Source organism: Bradyrhizobium sp. USDA 3240 (assembly GCF_054063295.1).
Map to the genome: position 1 here is coordinate 5,668,014 of NZ_JBSSGD010000002.1, position 17,417 is coordinate 5,685,430.

At 57.4% G+C, this 17,417-nt stretch carries 18 protein-coding genes; 17 read left to right on the forward strand and 1 reads right to left on the reverse strand.

The features are described from left to right. The first annotated feature begins 112 nt into the window (after positions 1–112). The 15 genes from ACVIGA_RS27410 to ACVIGA_RS27480 all read left to right on the forward strand — a co-directional run bounded on the left by ACVIGA_RS27410 (position 113) and on the right by ACVIGA_RS27480 (position 15,902). Complete coding sequence (locus ACVIGA_RS27410; RefSeq protein WP_166073220.1) at positions 113–307, forward strand: 4Fe-4S binding protein; 195 nt, start codon at positions 113–115, stop codon at positions 305–307. A 187-nt stretch (positions 308–494) separates the two neighbouring features. Then, positions 495–1,991 (forward strand): Fe-S cluster assembly protein SufB, encoded by a 1,497-nt coding sequence (sufB, locus tag ACVIGA_RS27415; protein WP_173643890.1) that lies wholly within the window; start codon positions 495–497, stop codon positions 1,989–1,991. A gap of 68 nt (positions 1,992–2,059) precedes the next feature. After that, the gene (gene sufC, locus ACVIGA_RS27420; RefSeq protein WP_166073234.1) at positions 2,060–2,812 is read left to right on the forward strand and encodes a Fe-S cluster assembly ATPase SufC; all 753 of its coding nucleotides are present in this window, start codon (positions 2,060–2,062) and stop codon (positions 2,810–2,812) included. Positions 2,813–2,831: 19 nt separating this feature from the next. Then, entirely contained in the window at positions 2,832–4,154 is a 1,323-nt protein-coding gene (sufD, locus tag ACVIGA_RS27425) for a Fe-S cluster assembly protein SufD (protein ID WP_173643891.1), read from the forward strand. Beyond that, positions 4,151–5,398, forward strand: coding sequence for a cysteine desulfurase (locus ACVIGA_RS27430; RefSeq protein ID WP_173643892.1), 1,248 nt, complete (start codon positions 4,151–4,153; stop codon positions 5,396–5,398). The genes sufD and ACVIGA_RS27430 overlap by 4 nt, the downstream gene beginning before the upstream one ends. Positions 5,399–5,866: 468 nt before the next feature. Continuing rightward, the gene (gene nifD, locus ACVIGA_RS27435; protein WP_173643893.1) at positions 5,867–7,369 is read left to right on the forward strand and encodes a nitrogenase molybdenum-iron protein alpha chain; all 1,503 of its coding nucleotides are present in this window, start codon (positions 5,867–5,869) and stop codon (positions 7,367–7,369) included. 66 nt (positions 7,370–7,435) lie between these two features. Next, entirely contained in the window at positions 7,436–8,992 is a 1,557-nt protein-coding gene (nifK, locus tag ACVIGA_RS27440; RefSeq protein WP_173643894.1) for a nitrogenase molybdenum-iron protein subunit beta, read from the forward strand. A gap of 95 nt (positions 8,993–9,087) precedes the next feature. Next, positions 9,088–10,734: a nitrogenase iron-molybdenum cofactor biosynthesis protein NifE gene (nifE, locus tag ACVIGA_RS27445; protein WP_173643895.1), complete on the forward strand. Its 1,647-nt coding sequence runs from the start codon at positions 9,088–9,090 to the stop codon at positions 10,732–10,734. An 8-nt stretch (positions 10,735–10,742) separates the two neighbouring features. Continuing rightward, complete coding sequence (nifN, locus tag ACVIGA_RS27450) at positions 10,743–12,152, forward strand: nitrogenase iron-molybdenum cofactor biosynthesis protein NifN (protein WP_456670901.1); 1,410 nt, start codon at positions 10,743–10,745, stop codon at positions 12,150–12,152. Continuing rightward, on the forward strand, positions 12,149–12,544 hold the full coding sequence (nifX, locus tag ACVIGA_RS27455; protein ID WP_166073337.1) for a nitrogen fixation protein NifX: 396 nt from the start codon (positions 12,149–12,151) through the stop codon (positions 12,542–12,544). The genes nifN and nifX overlap by 4 nt, the downstream gene beginning before the upstream one ends. 6 nt (positions 12,545–12,550) lie before the next feature. Next, the gene (locus ACVIGA_RS27460; RefSeq protein ID WP_173643896.1) at positions 12,551–13,015 is read left to right on the forward strand and encodes a NifX-associated nitrogen fixation protein; all 465 of its coding nucleotides are present in this window, start codon (positions 12,551–12,553) and stop codon (positions 13,013–13,015) included. A gap of 8 nt (positions 13,016–13,023) precedes the next feature. Beyond that, a complete protein-coding gene (locus ACVIGA_RS27465; RefSeq protein WP_166073365.1) occupies positions 13,024–13,224 on the forward strand; it encodes a CCE_0567 family metalloprotein in 201 nt (66 codons plus the stop codon). A gap of 13 nt (positions 13,225–13,237) precedes the next feature. Then, positions 13,238–13,531: a ferredoxin III, nif-specific gene (fdxB, locus tag ACVIGA_RS27470; protein ID WP_166073371.1), complete on the forward strand. Its 294-nt coding sequence runs from the start codon at positions 13,238–13,240 to the stop codon at positions 13,529–13,531. Positions 13,532–14,007: 476 nt separating this feature from the next. Next, positions 14,008–14,859 (forward strand): host specificity protein, encoded by an 852-nt coding sequence (locus ACVIGA_RS27475; RefSeq protein ID WP_456668650.1) that lies wholly within the window; start codon positions 14,008–14,010, stop codon positions 14,857–14,859. 647 nt (positions 14,860–15,506) lie between these two features. Continuing rightward, a complete protein-coding gene (locus tag ACVIGA_RS27480; protein ID WP_029084673.1) occupies positions 15,507–15,902 on the forward strand; it encodes a Rieske (2Fe-2S) protein in 396 nt (131 codons plus the stop codon). A 9-nt stretch (positions 15,903–15,911) separates the two neighbouring features. On the opposite strand, the gene ACVIGA_RS27485 is transcribed toward ACVIGA_RS27480, so the two are convergent. Continuing rightward, positions 15,912–16,511, reverse strand: a complete 600-nt coding sequence (locus ACVIGA_RS27485) for a hypothetical protein (RefSeq protein ID WP_166073391.1) — start codon at positions 16,509–16,511, stop codon at positions 15,912–15,914. Between the two features lie 272 nt (positions 16,512–16,783). Here ACVIGA_RS27485 and ACVIGA_RS27490 point away from each other — a divergent pair, with 272 nt between their 5' ends. Continuing rightward, on the forward strand, positions 16,784–17,104 hold the full coding sequence (locus ACVIGA_RS27490) for a HesB/IscA family protein (protein ID WP_456668651.1): 321 nt from the start codon (positions 16,784–16,786) through the stop codon (positions 17,102–17,104). 19 nt (positions 17,105–17,123) lie between these two features. Then, a complete protein-coding gene (locus ACVIGA_RS27495; RefSeq protein WP_456668652.1) occupies positions 17,124–17,414 on the forward strand; it encodes a NifU family protein in 291 nt (96 codons plus the stop codon). The last annotated feature ends 3 nt before the right edge of the window (positions 17,415–17,417 follow it).

Sequence of the window (17,417 nt, forward strand, 5' to 3'; positions counted from 1 at the left end):
AGGCGGCGACATGCGCTCTGAAAGATAGCCGAGACAAATCAGCCCAGACTGATTGGCACGAGACTTGAAGGCAAGACGCGGTCCCGCACCTTCTGCTTATGGAACCGCAGTGATGGCCTACAAGATAATCGCGTCCCAGTGCACCGTCTGCGGTGCGTGTGAGTTCGAATGTCCCAACGCTGCGATTAGCCTGAAGAACGACATATATGTGATCGATCCGACCAAGTGCTCCCAATGCGAAGGAAATTCTGACGCGCCGCAGTGCGCCGTCGTTTGCCCGGTGCCCGAGACCTGTGTGCCGGCATAGGGAATTAGCTGATGAGTGGGGCCCCGACGCGAAACAGAATGAAGACACCACTGAGAGCGGCAGCCTACCGGCTTCGTCGACCGATTCTCTTACGCGCTGGCCCCGAGTTGGTCCTAACTTGTGGGATCGGTTCGGAGAGGGGGCGCCGGAACTGGTTGGAGTTGTCTTTGCGCGAGCGGAGCAGGCAATGGTAGCTGCAGAAGAGACGGTCGAGCGCGTCCGGCGCATCGACGTCGACCAGTATCGATATGGGTTTGAGACTCAGATCGAGTCCGACAAGGCCCCGAAGGGGCTGTCGGAAGATACCGTCCGCTTCATCTCCGCAAAGAAGAATGAACCGGCCTGGATGCTGGAATGGCGCCTCGAGGCGTATCGCCGCTGGCTGACCATGACCGAGCCGACCTGGGCGCGCGTCGACTATTCGAAGATCGACTACCAGGACATCTATTATTACTCGGCGCCGAAGCCGAAGAAGACGCTGTCCTCGATCGACGAGATCGATCCGGAAATCCTCAAGACCTACGAGAAGCTGGGCATTCCGCTGCGTGAGGTCGCAATCCTCGAAGGCGTCGAGCCGCCGCCCGGTGGACCGCCGTCGCCGAGCCGCAAGATCGCGGTCGATGCCGTGTTCGACTCGGTGTCGGTCGCGACCACCTTCCAGAAGGAGCTGAAGGCTGCCGGCGTGATCTTCATGCCGATCTCGGAGGCGATCCGCGAGCATCCCGAGCTGGTGCAGAAATATCTCGGCACCGTGGTGCCGACCTCGGACAACTACTTCGCAACGTTGAACTCGGCTGTATTCTCCGACGGCTCGTTCGTCTACGTGCCGCCGGGCGTGCGCTGCCCGATGGAGCTGTCGACCTATTTCCGCATCAACGAGCGTAACACCGGCCAGTTCGAGCGCACGCTGATCATCGCCGACAAGGGCTCCTACGTTTCCTATCTCGAAGGCTGCACCGCGCCGCAGCGCGACGAGAACCAGTTGCACGCCGCCGTGGTCGAGCTCGTCACGCTCGATGACGCCGAGATCAAGTATTCGACGGTGCAGAACTGGTACCCCGGCAATTCCGAGGGCAAGGGCGGCATCTACAATTTCGTCACCAAGCGTGGCGACTGCCGCGGCAAGAACTCCAAGATCTCCTGGACCCAGGTCGAGACGGGATCTGCGATCACCTGGAAGTATCCGAGCTGCATCCTGCGCGGCGACAATTCGAGCGGCGAGTTCTACTCGATCGCGATCTCGAACGGCTACCAGCAGGTCGATAGCGGCACCAAGATGATCCACCTCGGCAAGAACACGTCGAGCCGGATCATCTCCAAGGGCATCGCCGCCGGCAGGTCGCAGAACACCTATCGCGGCCTCGTCAGCGCGCATCGCAAGGCCACCAGCGCGCGCAATTACACCGCCTGCGACTCGCTCCTGATCGGCGACAAATGCGGTGCGCACACCGTGCCCTATGTCGAGGCCAAGAACTCGTCGGCGACGTTCGAGCATGAGGCGACGACGTCGAAGATTTCCGAGGACGTGCTGTTCTACTGCATCCAGCGCGGGCTCTCGCAGGAAGAAGCCGTCGGCCTCGTCGTCAACGGCTTCGTGAAGGACGTGCTGCAGCAACTGCCGATGGAGTTCGCGGTGGAAGCGCAGAAGCTGATCTCGATCTCGCTCGAAGGGGCCGTCGGATAGCCAACCGTCCCGCGGGACCTCCCGAGTGCGGCTCACCCGGGATGATGCATTTCAGGAGATAGATCAGAATGGCGCTACTCGAAGTTCGAGATTTGCATGCCGGCACGGACGAGCGCGAAATTCTTCGCGGATTCGATCTTGCGGTCAACGCGGGTGAGGTACACGCGATCATGGGGCCGAACGGCTCCGGAAAGACTACGCTCAGCCACGTTATTTCCGGCAAGCCCGGGTATCAAGTCAGTGCAGGCCAAATCTTGTTCAAGGATGAAGATCTTCTCGCGATGGAACCGGAGGAGCGCGCTGGCAAGGGAATATTTCTTGCATTTCAGTATCCGGTGGAAATTCCCGGCGTGACCACCATGAACTTCCTGCGTACGGCGTTGAACGCTCAGCGTAAAGCGCGCGGGCAAAAGGAATTCTCCACGCCCGATTTTCTGAAAAGGGCCGGCGAGATAGCCAAGTCGCTCAACATCCCACAAGGCATGCTGAAGCGCGGCTTCAATGTCGGATTTTCCGGCGGCGAGAAAAAGCGCAACGAGATTTTGCAGATGGCGCTATTCGAGTCGAGCCTGTGCATCTTGGATGAGATAGATTCCGGCCTCGATATCGACGCGCTGCGCATCGTCTCCAACAGTATCAACGCTCTGCGTTCGCCGGAACGGGCGATGATCGTGATCACCCACTATCGGCGGCTTCTCGACTATATAACACCGGATTTTGTGCATGTGATGTCCAAAGGGCGGGTAAGGAAGCGCGGCGGCAGAGAACTCGCGCTGGAGCTCGAGGCTTGTGGCTACGCTCAATTCGAAGGTGCGGCCTGACATCTCAAGAGATTTCCTGATGAAGCAAGTTTTGGCAAGAGAAGCCGACGCCGGACGTGCAAAGAGCAATCTCTTCACCGCGGCGCACGGACGGCTGCCTGGCTGTGGGCCTGTCGCCCATATCCGTGCGAGGGCATTCGAGGCCTACGAGCGTGCCGGCCTCCCGCATCGGCGCATCGAGGCTTGGAAATATACAGATCTATGCGCCTTGATCGGCGAGGTACTGCCACTCGCTCCGCGACCAGATGCAGCTGCGCTGGTGCGCGCGAAGTCGTCGGTCATGCAAGCGGCTGCCGATCAAGCAGTCAAACTGGTTTTGGTGGATGGAATATTCGCACCCGAGCTATCCGACGTCGGTAGCCTCGAAAATGGGGTCGATGTGCGGTCGTTGCGAGAGATTCTGGAGAATCCGGCCAACAGTGCAATGGCCGGCCTGGTGCTTTCGACCACAACTGATGCGATGATCTCGCTCAATGCCGCGATGGCGACCGACGGCCTGGTGATTACGATCGCCGAGGGCCGCGCTATTAAGCGCTCCATTCAGATCGTTCACGTTGCAACCTCATTGTCGGTGTCCGATTTTACCCGTTCCTACCTGCAGCTAGGTAAGGGAGCGCACGCGGCTGTGGTGGAAACATTCGTCGCGGCTGATGGCGCGAGCCGATATCAAACCAACGATGCGATAATCGTCCTGGTTGGTGACGAGGCGAGCCTTTCGTATATCCGGGTGGCAGCTGATGCCGCTGACGCCGTGAACCTTTCGTCGGGAATCATCGTAGTCGGTACCAGAGCGAGCCTCAATCTCTTCAGCATGACCTGCAGCGGCTCCATCGGTCGCTATCAGGTATTCGTCACACTGGCCGGCGAGGGATCCAGGCTCTCGGCGAACGGGGTCAATCTCATCAGGGAAAAACAGCACGCCGACACAACAATCGTAGTCGACCACGCCGTGCCGCATTGCATGAGTCGGAATAAGTTCCACGCGGTCGTTGACGATTGCGGCCGCTCGGTGTTCCAGGGCCAAGTCGTCGTACGTCCCGCATCGCAGAAGACGGATGCCGCGCTGATGACGCGAGCGCTGCTCCTGTCCGACCAGGCCGAGGCGGACAATAAACCCGAACTCGAAATCCTTGCCGACGACGTGACTTGCGGGCACGGATCGACTTCAGGTGCGCTGGACACCAGTCTCATATTCTATCTGCGCGCTCGAGGTTTATCAGAGAAGGATGCGCAGGCGTTGTTGATTAGAGCATTCATTGGCGAGCCGATCGAGGAGATCCCCGCCGGCAATCTGCGCGAATTTGTGACCGCGCGAGCTGAACACTGGCTGCGGGCGCGATGAGTGTGCACCCCGCGATAGGCAACGGTAGTTACCAGGTCAGCCGTCTACGCGCGGACTTTCCTGCGCTGTCCATGACGGTGTACGACAAGCCGCTTGTGTACCTTGATAACGCCGCATCCGCGCAAAAGCCGAATGCGGTTCTTGACCGCATGATGCATGTATACTCCAATGAATACGCCAACGTACATCGCGGCCTGCACTATCTGGCGAATGCGGCGACGGAGGCGTATGAGGGCGCCCGTGCTAAGGTGGCGCGGTTTGTGAACGCACATCTGAACGAAGAGATCGTCTTCACCCGCAGCGCCACGGAGGCCATCAATCTGGTCGCCCAGACCTTCGGCCGTGAACGGGTCAGCGCCGGTGACGAGATCGTTCTGTCGATTATGGAACACCACTCCAACATTGTGCCGTGGCATTTTTTAAGAGAACGGCTCGGCGCAGTCATCAAGTGGGCGCCGGTTGATGATGACGGCAATTTCCTGCTCGATGCATTTGAGCGGCTCTTGACCCCGCGCACCAAGATGGTTGCGATCACTCAGATGTCGAACGTGCTGGGTACCGTTTTGCCAGTGAAAGACGTAGTGAGGATCGCACATGCACGGGGTATTCCCGTACTGGTCGACGGCTCGCAAGGATGTGTCCATTTGACCGTCGACGTCTGCGACATCGATTGCGATTTCTACGTAATGACAGGCCATAAACTCTATGGTCCGACAGGGATCGGCGTGCTTTACGGCAAGTCAGAGCATCTTTCGTCAATGCCGCCCTTCAATGGTGGCGGCGAGATGATCCGTCAGGTCTCGCGTGCCGGCGTCATCTATGGTGAACCGCCGCACCGGTTCGAGGCGGGGACGCCGCCGATTGTCGAGGCGATCGGTTTGGGGGCGGCTTTAGATTACATCAATTCGATAGGCAAAGAACAGATCCGCAAGCACGAGAACGCGCTGCTCGCTTACGCAAATGAGAAGCTAGGGGACATCAACGCCGTACGAATCATCGGGACGCCGGCCGAAAAGGGGCCGATCATCTCCTTTGATATGAAAGGCGCGCATGTACATGACATTGCCACGGTCGTCGACCGCGCCGGAGTTGCAGTGCGGGCGGGTGGACATTGCGCGATGCCGCTGCTCGAGCGCTTGGGTGTGCTGGCGACGTGCCGTGCGTCTTTCGCACTTTACAACACAAGTGAAGAGATTGATACGCTCGTGCGGGCACTTATCAAGGCGCGACAGCTGTTCTCGTGAGCCCGCGAGCTTGCGGCGTCTGGGCGGTGGAGCATCGAACTCGCGACGATGACGACGTCATAACCGTTGGCATCATCGTCGTCGCTGAAGGCAAGTATCTGTAGATCTCAACAGGCATGGATGGCGTAGGCAAACCCGGGCTCGATCAGCCGGCCTTTGCCGCTCGGTTCGCTTGTTCGGGCGCTCTCTCGAGCGCGGAGCATCGCGATCGGCAGCCGCACATCTGGAATCGTGCGGTGCTACTTCACATATCGCCGCCCCTGTTCCATTTCGAACAGGACCAAACAAAGGGTTCTCCGGGCAAAGCGCGATGTCGCGTTAGCCACAATACCCCGTGCTGCACCACCGAGCGCGCTAACTGATTTCAATCGTTCCGCTTTTTGTGCTCGCGCCGCACTGGCATGCTCATTGCAAAACTCTAGGGCACGAAGCCGCTCTCGCAACAGCTAACCCTCGAAGGACCTCAGCATGAGCCTCGCCTCGACCCAGAGCATCGCAGAAATCAGGGCTCGCAACAAAGAGCTGATTGAGAAGGTGCTGAAGGTCTATCCGGAGAAGACCGCAAAACGGCGCGCCAAGCATCTCAACGTGCACCAAGCCGGCAAATCGGACTGTGGGGTCAAGTCCAACATCAAATCCATCCCTGGTGTGATGACAATCAGAGGCTGCGCCTACGCAGGATCCAAGGGCGTGGTCTGGGGGCCGATCAAGGACATGGTCCATATCAGCCATGGACCGGTGGGCTGCGGTCAGTACTCGTGGGGCTCGCGTCGTAACTATTACGTTGGCACGACCGGGATCGATAGCTTCGTGACCCTGCAATTAACCTCCGACTTCCAGGAAAAGGATATCGTATTCGGTGGCGACAAGAAACTGGTCAAAGTTCTTGACGAAATCCAGGAGCTTTTCCCACTCAACAACGGCATCACCATCCAGTCGGAATGCCCGATCGGATTGATTGGAGACGACATCGAGGCTGTGTCAAGAGCGAAATCCAAGGAGTATGGCGGCAAGACCATCGTGCCGGTCCGCTGCGAGGGCTTTCGCGGCGTCTCGCAGTCGCTCGGCCACCACATTGCCAACGACGCCGTGCGCGATTGGATTTTCGACAAGTTCGAGCCAGATGGTAAACCGAAGTTTGAGTCGACGCCGTACGATGTTGCGATCATCGGAGACTACAATATCGGTGGCGACGCCTGGTCATCGCGAATTCTTCTGGAGGAAATGGGCCTGCGGGTGATTGCGCAGTGGTCTGGTGACGGTTCACTCGCTGAGCTCGAGGCAACGCCGAAGGCAAAGCTCAACATTCTGCATTGTTACCGCTCCATGAACTACATCTCCCGCCACATGGAAGAGAAGTTCGGTATTCCGTGGTGCGAGTATAACTTCTTTGGACCTTCAAAGATCGCAGAGTCGCTGCGCAAGATCGCGGGCTACTTCGACGATAAGATCAAAGAAGGCGCTGAGCGGGTGATTGAAAAGTACCAGCCGCTGGTGAACGCCGTAATAGCAAGATATCGCCCGCGCCTGGAGGGCAAGACGGTGATGTTGTACGTCGGCGGTCTTCGCCCGCGTCATGTGATTGGCGCATACGAGGACCTCGGGATGGAAGTCGTGGGTACCGGATACGAGTTCGGCCACAACGACGACTATCAGCGCACCGCCCAGCACTACGTCAAGGACAGCACGCTCATCTACGACGACGTCAATGGCTACGAGTTCGAGAGTTTTGTCGAAAAGCTCCAGCCCGACCTAGTCGGATCGGGCATCAAGGAAAAATACGTTTTCCAAAAGATGGGTATACCGTTCCGGCAGATGCATTCCTGGGACTATTCAGGTCCATATCACGGCTATGACGGCTTTGCGATCTTCGCGCGCGACATGGACATGGCTGTCAACTCGCCGATCTGGAAGAAGATGAAAGCTCCTTGGAAAGAAGCTTCGAAGGCGAAGCTCTTGGCGGCAGAATAAAGCAATGTATCTGGCTCTTCGTGGAGAGTCGGGACGATCCAATTTCGATAGTGAAGGATCTCAAAAATGGCGCAGAGTGCAGAACACGTGCTCGATCATCTCGAACTGTTTCGCGGTCCAGAATACCAGCAGATGCTGGCTAACAAGAAGATGTTCGAGAATTCCCGCGATCCAGCCGAGGTTGAACGCATCAAGGAATGGACGAAAACGCCTGAATACCGCGAGAAGAATTTTGCGCGGCAGGCGCTGGCGGTAAATCCGGCCAAAGCCTGCCAGCCGCTTGGCGCCGTGTTCGCCTCGGTCGGTTTTGAGGGCACGCTGCCCTTCGTCCACGGCTCGCAAGGCTGCGTGGCCTACTACCGCAGCCATCTGTCGAGGCACTTCAAGGAGCCGAGTTCCTGCGTCTCTTCCTCGATGACGGAAGACGCCGCGGTGTTCGGCGGCTTGAACAACATGATCGATGGACTTGCCAACAGCTACAACATGTACAAGCCCAAGATGATTGCGGTTTCCACGACCTGCATGGCCGAGGTGATTGGCGATGATCTCAATGCGTTCATCAAGACATCGAAGGAAAAGGGCTCTGTTCCGGCGGAGTTCGACGTGCCGTTTGCACACACGCCGGCGTTCGTCGGTAGCCACGTCACCGGATATGACAACGCACTCAAGGGTGTTCTGGAGCATTTCTGGGACGGCAAGGCCGGAACAGCGCCGAAGCTGGAGCGCAAGCCAAACGAGTCGATCAACATCATTGGTGGGTTCGATGGCTACACCGTCGGAAACCTTCGTGAGATTAAGCGCATCTTGGCGCTGATGGGTATCCAATACACCATACTGGCCGATAACTCCGACGTCTTCGATACCCCGACTGATGGCGATTTCCGGATGTATGACGGCGGCACCACGCTGGAAGACGCAGCTAACGCGGTTCACGCCAAGGCGACAATCTCAATGCAGCAGTGGTGTACCGAAAAAACGCTGCGGCTCGTCTCTGAGCATGGCCAGGACGTCGTCTCTTTCAATTACCCGGTGGGCGTCTCCGCAACAGATGAATTTCTCCTGGCGCTATCACGCATCAGCGGCAAGCAGGTCCCGGAGCAACTCGCGCGAGAGCGGGGCCGCTTGGTTGATGCCATCGCTGACTCCAGCGCGCATATCCATGGCAAGAAGTTCGCAATCTATGGCGATCCGGATCTCTGCTATGGGTTGGCCGCCTTTCTGCTCGAACTCGGCGCCGAACCAACCCATGTGCTGTCCACCAACGGCAATAAGGCGTGGCAGGACAAAATGCAGGCGCTGTTTGCAAGCTCACCGTTTGGGCATGCCTGCCAGTCCTATCCGGGCCGAGACCTCTGGCACATGCGCTCGCTCTTGTTCACCGAGCCGGTCGATCTTCTGATTGGCAACACCTATGGCAAGTACCTGGAACGTGACACAGGAACGCCACTGATCCGCATGGGCTTTCCGGTGTTTGATCGGCATCATCATCACCGCTCCCCTGTGTGGGGCTATCAGGGCGGCCTGAATGTGCTGGTGAAGATTCTCGACAAGATATTCGACGAAATCGACCGGAAGACCAACGTTCTTGGCAAAACTGACTACAGCTTCGACATCATTCGTTGATGACGGACAATGCACGTGCCGTCGCCGAAAACACTGGCGATAGCACGAGCGCACGATGGCTCAACTTGCAATTAGTTCGGCTAAGAGGAGAACGGATGAGTTCGCTGTCAGCTACGGTCCAGAATATTTTCAACGAGCCGGGCTGCGCCAAGAACGGCAGTAAGTCGGAGGCTGAGCGCAAGAAGGGATGCACCAAGCTACTGCAGCCGGGTAGTGCGGCGGGCGGCTGCGCCTTCGACGGTGCTAAGATCGCGCTACAGCCGTTTACCGACGTCGCTCATTTGGTGCATGGTCCGATCGCTTGCGAAGGCAACTCCTGGGATAATCGCGGCGCGGCGTCTTCCGGTTCGAATCTATGGCGCACCGCATTCACAACCGATATGAACGAAACCGATATCGTATTTGGAGGTGAGAGGCGGCTCTGGAAGGCGATCAAGGAGATCGTCGACAAGCATGACCCGCCCGCCATTTTCGTCTATCAGACCTGTGTTCCCGCGATGATCGGCGACGACGTCAGCGCGGTCTGTAAGGCCGCCTCGCAAAGGTTCGGCAAACCGGTCATCCCGATCAATTCCCCGGGGTTCGTTGGCTCCAAGAACCTCGGCAACAAGCTCGCCGGCGAGGCTTTGCTGGAACATGTGATCGGAACGCGGGAGCCAGACCGCACCACACCTTACGACATCAATCTGATCGGAGAATACAATCTTTCGGGGGAGCTCTGGCAAGTCAAGCCTTCGCTCGATGAGCTTGGAATTCGGATTCTCTCATGCATCTCGGGCGATGCCAAATATCGTGAAGTCGCGTCATCCCATCGCGCGCGGGCGGCGATGTTGGTGTGCTCAAAGGGCATGATCAACGTCGCGCGCAAGATGGAGGAACGCTACGGAATCCCGTTCTTCGAAGGCTCGTTCTACGGTGTCCAGGATTCAAGTGATTCGCTGCGCCAGATTGCCCGCTTATTGGTTGAGCGCGGCGCACCGCAAGATCTGCTCGGGCGCACCGACGCGGTGATCGCGCGCGAGGAGGCACGGGCCTGGGCCGCGATCAAACCGTACAAGTCACGCTTCAAGGGAAAGAAGGCTTTGCTGATTACCGGCGGGGTCAAGTCATGGTCGGTCGTTGCGGCACTACAGGAGGCCGGGCTCGAATTGGTCGGAACCAGCGTGAAGAAATCGACAAGGGAGGACAAAGAGCGCATCAAGGAGCTCATGGGACAGGATGCGCACATGATCGAGGACATGTCGCCGCGTGAAATGTACGAGATGTTGAAGGGCGCAAAAGCGGACATCATGCTATCGGGCGGCAAATCGCAGTTCGTCGCGCTGAAAGCAGCGACGCCTTGGCTCGATATCAACCAGGAGCGATGCCATGCCTATATGGGCTATGTCGGAATGATCAAGTTAGTGGAGGAGATCGACAAGTCGCTCTCAAATCCGATGTGGGAGCAGGTACGTCGACCGGCACCATGGGAGGCCTTGGCCAGGGCGAAGCTGCATATGCAGTCGCCGGCGGCCGAGATCGCCTGCGAACCGGCGCTCGCCGAAACGGCGCGCCGCGCGAGGAAGATTTGCCACTGTAACACGGTCGATCTCGGCACGATCGAGGATGCGATCTACGGGCATGGTCTGAGAAGCGTCGAGGAAGTCAAAGAGCACACCGATGCGGTCGGTGGTTGCTGCAAGAGGCGCATCGAGGACATCTTGGTGTCCTCGCCATCTGCCATGCTGCAGGCCGCAGAATAGGGGGAATGATGGCCCTCACCACGGTGCCAACAAAAGCCTGCGCGGTCAACCCGCTGAAGATGAGCCAGCCGATTGGCGGCGCATTCGCCTTCATGGGGCTGCGCGGGGCGATGCCGCTTCTGCATGGCTCGCAAGGATGCACTTCTTTCGGGCTCACGCTCTTTGTGCGGCATTTCAGGGAGGTGGTACCGCTGCAGACCACCGCGATGAGCGAGGTCGCGACCGTGCTCGGCGGCTATGAGAACCTCGAGCAGGCGATACTCAATATCTACAACCGAGCCAAGCCAAAGATCGTCGGAATCTGCTCGACCGGCATCACCGAGACTAACGGGGACGATGTGGAAGCTTACCTCAAGCTAATCCGAAAAAAGCATCGGCAACTTGCGAAATTGCCGCTGGTCTATGTCTCGACACCCGATTTCAAGGGCGCGTTCCAGGACGGCTGGGAGAAGGCTGTGACGCGCATTGTGGAGTTGCTGGTGGATGGGCCCAACGTCAACGGCCTGCGCGATTCCTCGAGAGTGAACGTTCTTCCAGGATGTCACCTCACGCCGGGTGATCTTGACGAACTCCGTGCCATCTTGGAGGATTGTGGGTTGCGGCCATCCTTCCTGCCTGACCTGGCAGCGTCGCTCGATGGGCATATCCCCGACGAGTTTACGTCAACGACCATCGGCGGCATCGGCGTCGACGAGATCGCGAGCATGGGCCGCGCCGGGTGGACCATTGCAATCGGCGCGCAGATGCGCCGAGCGGCAGAGGTCATGCAGGCCAAAAGCGGCGTTCCATTTCGCCTCTTCGAGCGGCTGTGCGGCCTCGGTCCGTGCGACGAATTCATGACGTTTGTGAGTGAAATCAGCGGCCGTCCCGTGCCACCGAAATATCGGCGGCAGCGCGGCCAGCTCACGGATGCAATGCTGGACGCGCACTTCCATATTGGTGGTCGCAGACTTGCGATCGCCGCTGAGCCAGACCTCCTATATGATCTCTCCAGTATGCTGTACGAGATGGGGGCGCAGGTGCGTGCGGCCGTAACGACCACACAATCGGCGGTGATCGAGCGGATCAAGACCAACGAGGTGCTAATTGGTGATCTTGAGGATCTCGAAGAGCTTGCCAGAACCGAGAATTGCGACTTGCTGATCACGCATTCGCATGGCAGGCAAGCGGCTGCCCGGCTGAAAATTCCGTTCTATCGTGCGGGTTTTCCGATGTTCGATCGACTTGGCGCAGGGCACCAACTATCGATTGGTTATCGTGGTACCCGCGATCTGATCTTCGATATCGCCAATCTCGGGATCGCGGACCGCGAGGAGAACCATCAACCTACGCCCGATCGATGGCGGGCTCCGGTCGCGCTGCCATCAAGGTCCAGGCATCTCAGTTCCATCGGTGCAGCCGAGAGGTCGACTGCATGAAGGTCGCATTCGCCACTCAAGATCTAAGGCGCGTCGATGCTCATTTTGGTTGGGCAAAGAATATTGCTATCTACGAGGTCGCGCCAAGCGGACACGTGTTTCTCAAAGCGGTTGAGTTTGAGGGCGATCTCAAGGAAGACGGTAACGACGACAAGTTAGCGCCGAAGATCGAGGCGATTAAAGATTGCGCAATTCTTTACGTTGCTGCCATCGGCGGCGCCGGTGCTGCCCGGGTGGTCGCCAACAAGATCCATCCGATCAAGGTAAACAAGCCAGAAAACATTCTGGTGTTGCTCGAAAAGCTCGAGGACGTCCTAAGAGGCACACCACCTCCCTGGCTACGCAAGGCAATGGCAAAGGACCAGCGGAGCACATTCGAGTTCGACGAATGAGATGAAATGACAGCAGAAATAGGGCAGCAGGACAGCTCCGCCGATGCGCTGTTCATCACGGAGCTAGTAAAGATTTGGCGCGCTCAGGACACCACGGGAGCCTGGAAGGCCAGGAGCGATCTCGACCTTCTCGAGCCCTATGTCTTGGACAAGGAAAAGCGGCGTGCGTTGCCGATTGTCGGTGATCCTGGCCCCGATACGCTGTGGCGGCTGGAGCTGTTCTTCAACGCGGTCGCGCTCGCGGTCGAGAGGGAGGCCAGTGTGATGATCCAGCCGATCTTGAAGCTGCATCATGAAGGATTTGGCCGTATCGTGCTGATCGGAGGCCGGCTGATCGCCGTGAACAAGCGGCTGCGTGATGTGCATCGCTTCGGGTTCGATAGCCTCGCAAAGCTCGCGCAAGAGGGAGGCAAATATGTCAGGGAGGGAATCGACCTGATACGGAAGTGTCCGGACGTGGCGAACTATTGAGGATACTGATGAGCGAACGTGAAACACTGAAGGCTGAAATAAAGAAGCTATCCGCCAAAGCGCTACAAGCCAAAATGGATCTGCACGACCTTTCGGAGGAATTGCCCATCAACTGGACCTCGATCATGGTGTTTGCGCAGAAGGCGCACGATGCCTATGCCGAACTTGAGCGCAGAAACCATGATTTGAAGGCGTTGGAAAATACTTAGGAGGGGCCGACTCATGTCACTTACAGCGCGCGATGGCCGCGACTGGACGCCAGACTACCTGACGTCGATTGACGCCAAAAAATGCATCGGCTGTGGCCGCTGTTTCAAGGTGTGTGGCCGAGGTGTCATGGCGTTGAAGGGAATCAGCGAGGACGGCGAACTTGTTGATCTTGACGATGACGATGAGATCGAAAAGAAGATCATGGTTCTGAATGATCAGGGCGCCTGCATCGGCTGCGGCGCGTGCGCCAGGGTGTGTCCGGCCAATTGCCAGGTCCATGTTTCAGCCCCAGCCGAAGCTGCCTGACCGGTGGCCTAGCCCGCTTGCGGCAGGCGCTATATTTGCAATGGAATAGATCCATTGTTGATCACTTGATCTGCGATGGAGATCAGACCCGCATGCTCTGACGGCTTCGGTTATTAAGACACAGCAGCGGAGACGTTGCAGCTAAGACTGTTTGATCGGCAAGGCAAGCGCATACCCTTGGGTGACAACACCGTCTCGAAGATCAGTCTCTTAGCAGTGGGGTCAGCGTTTCGTGCAGGTGTATTGCGATTCAGGTCATAACGCATTGCGCAATGCTGATCCAGATGAGGGAGCACGCTCCTCGGGTGAACGGTACCGTCTTTATTTGTTTGCCTGCTCCCTTGAGGATTGGAAGAGCCTAAATTGGTCGCCTATGCGTCAGGTTATGGTCAGCTAACCTGTATATCATCCTCCGCAGAGCTCGTGCGGCACGAGCTCATACAGCGTGCAATTATGCCGAGAGGAGAGCGAATCTGATGTATGGCAGAATCGTCGGATCGTCCAGCCAGTCTGGAAGCGCCAGCCACGTTGATGAGTCTGGAGGTGAGGGAGAGAGCCCGCGATTTGCGGACACAGTTGCCGGCATGGAGCCCGGTGCGTCGTCGTCGGTGACAACGACGCCATACTCTCTGGCTTCCGATCCGCCGATCATAGAGATCGATCGATCTTCCTTCACGGAGGGTGTGAGGAGATTTTTGGGCGGTGACATCAGGCACATCGCCAGTAACCCAGAAGAGTACTCGGATTTCGTGTCCGGGAAGGCTCGGCGCGCAGGAATGGTTGCTGGAAGCTACCTCCACACTTACGATGATCCAAGCAAGCCAGCACGATTCTACAGCTATCAGTTGGGTGACGAAACTGTCGGGCTTTTAAGAGCAGGTGGGCCGGCTCGAATCAAGGGGGAGCAGTTTCGGCAACAGTTTGGACGCAATGATATCACGTCCGTGGTTGACCTTCGGGTTACTCATCCGTTGGTCGAGAACGCGGGCGATATTCTGCTGGAGCATCAACTGCGACAGGACGGCGACCATCCCTTGGTCTTGTCACGTCCTGGCTTGGAGGGCATGGAACCTCGTCTGGCCGAAATGGGTTTTGTTCACATGGGGCGTAATTATTGGGCGCTTGATCCTAACCAGCACCCCGAAGTGTGGACGAAAAACGAGAGCAACGAGTGGCAGCGAGTAGACAAACCTACGAAGTATCTTACTAAGGTCGAGGATGGTGACACCGCTTCTGAAGCAAGTGTCGAAAGTGCCGAAGCGGCCTCTTCAGATGATGATCCGTCATTCTACTTGGAGCAAGCTCTCGAAGGATTGCGCATGGAGTAGAGCCGCCGCAATAAAGAGACCTGGGCAGGAAATGACGGCTGTTTCGTGAATAGACGCGCCGCCGCGAAGGTCCTAGCGTTACACGAGGGGGGGCGTTCGTTAGCAGCGTGCGGCCCCATTCGCCTGCCTATCCTATTCAGAAAGTAATGATATTCTCGCGCTTGCGGGCCGTGCAGCTGGAATCGATGCAACGAAGATCGAGTACGAATCCGCGCCCCAATCGTGTAGCCAATGCAACGGCGCGTCATGATATGAGCGGGTTGAGGGCGGTATATGCTCAAGGAAGCTTCGGATCAAACTATATGCCAAGGTGACGATCGCGACACAATTCGCCGCGTCATTTGGTCTAGTTGGCGCAAGTGGAAAGGCTGTGGCGATCAGTGAGCAACCACTGCGTTTAGTTCAGTAAGGTGTCGGAGAAGTTGGCGCGCGAAAGTTGCAGCTGCGAATGGGCAGGGAGTAGGCAATAATCCTCGATGCTCGCGCGGAGCCGACCCAATCGTGCATCTGCGCCAATCAGCTGCGCTGCACTGACGAAGCATTAAGGTCGGATCGTCAGAAAGCCGAGCGGTTCTGGCTCTTCTACGGTTCTTGCATGTTTGATCGTCCCACGAAATGAAGAGCGTCCTGCAATAAACGAGCAATGAATGCAGCCAGATGCAATCTATGCGATTTGTGGCATTAACGACATTCCAAGCCGCCGGGCCATGGGTTTCCATCTGATGGTCGTCGATGACGAGGGCGGTCACCGGCCGTGGTCTATCGTTGTAGTGCGGTGGGGCAAGCAGGTGTTTGGTTATGCCAATAAATGCCCGCACAACAGCGTCAATCTGGACTGGAACTGGAACGAATTCCTGGATCCATACGGCATCCGGCTGATGTGCGGCAAGCACGGATCGACCTTCGAGCTCGCCACGGGACGGTGCGTCGAAGGTCCATGTAAGGGGGGCGCGCTCACGCCGATCGCGTTGACGGTTCTGGATGGTGATATCTGTGTCGTCGGTATGCCTCTTGTCGAAGACGATGCGCTTCCCAACGAATGAAGGCTGCGTTCAGACCGGCCGGTTTTCGTTACGGTTTTTCACGGGTTCCATCCTCTTGAGCCCGTCTTCGTACGAGATCTCGTCATAGGATAGCTCAAGATCGGACAGCTCGATGTCGTTTGCCGCATCGAGCAGGTAATCAAGCTTGCCGCCCGCATCGAGCTTCTTGATGTCGTCCTTGCTGACCCCGACCAGGTCCATCATCTCCTTCCAAACGGTGGATTCATCACACGGTAAGACGTGGAAGGTAATATCACCGAGCTTGATTCGGTATTTCGCCAGCAAATCTATGTTGTTGCAGAATATGAAATAGCTGCCATTCGGGCTTAAGGCGCCGTCAAGGACGGCTGCGACGTCAGCCAGATACGCGAAGGAATGCAGATACCCTGCCAGCACCGGAATAGTGCCTTCCTGCGCGATCGTTAGAACCTGCTCGATGGAATAGTCCGGCGGTCGCTTCTCGTCGGCGACCTGGGTCTGGAATTTCAGTGCGACATCGCCGCGAAAGCCGAACCGGCCCGGCTTGGTGGTCCCGCCTTTGAGTACGGCATTGAGCAGGCGCCCCTCCTTCTCAAGTCTGCCGAGTGCGGTGTTTTCGATTGCAGTCATTAAAATCGTCCTCGATCTAAGCTCCTCACCGACGACTTGGCCGGTGCGAATGCAATGCAAAATGCTTGCCGTCGCATGCGTGGCGGCCTTCGGCGTATCTTAGATAAGAAAGGCGTAAGTGGGCTGCGATTGCCTCAAGTAGCTTTGAAAGAAACCCGACACGAGTTCAAAAGCCAACAGGTGCGATCCGGAAAGGTAAGCATCATCAAGCGTCCTCTCGCTGGCACATGACTTGCCCTTCAGCAGGCAAAGCTAAGCAGTTGAGAGAGGCCATGATCAAGCTAACGGATAGCGCAGTGAATGCGGTCAGGGGCGCAATGTCGTCATCGGCGCAGCCAGCAAACGGGTTGCGCATTATGGTCGAGGCAGGCGGCTGCAACGGACTCAAATACATGATGGGTCTGGCCGAGGAGCCGAAGCCTGACGACACGGTGATCGAGTGTGACGGTGTGAAGGTGTTTGTCCACAACAAGAGCCATGACCATCTGGTCGGCACAACCATCGATTTCGTGATGGCGCTGGAGAGCCCAGGCTTCACTTTTAATAACCCAAACGCCACTTCGAGCTGCTCCTGCGGCAAATCGTTCAGCTGATAAGAAAAGGCGTCAAAACATGCTGGCGGAACCCGAACAACTGACGCAATTGACGGCGATCTCGGCCGGCCGAGCGGGACGCATCCCCGCTGTAATTGAGGAGATCCGTGCGAATCTGCAACGCAGTGGCGCCGACTATCAGTTGATTGGAATTGATTGCAGCAAGATCATGGTAGGCGCAACCCGTGCCTGCGCGCTCTTTAAGCTCTTGAGGATGACGCTGGAAGGCGTTCAAGTGCAGCTGGCCGACAGGCTCGTCGAATTCGTCCGCCTGATCACGGTTGTTGTTGCAGGTAAGACGCGGGATTGAATG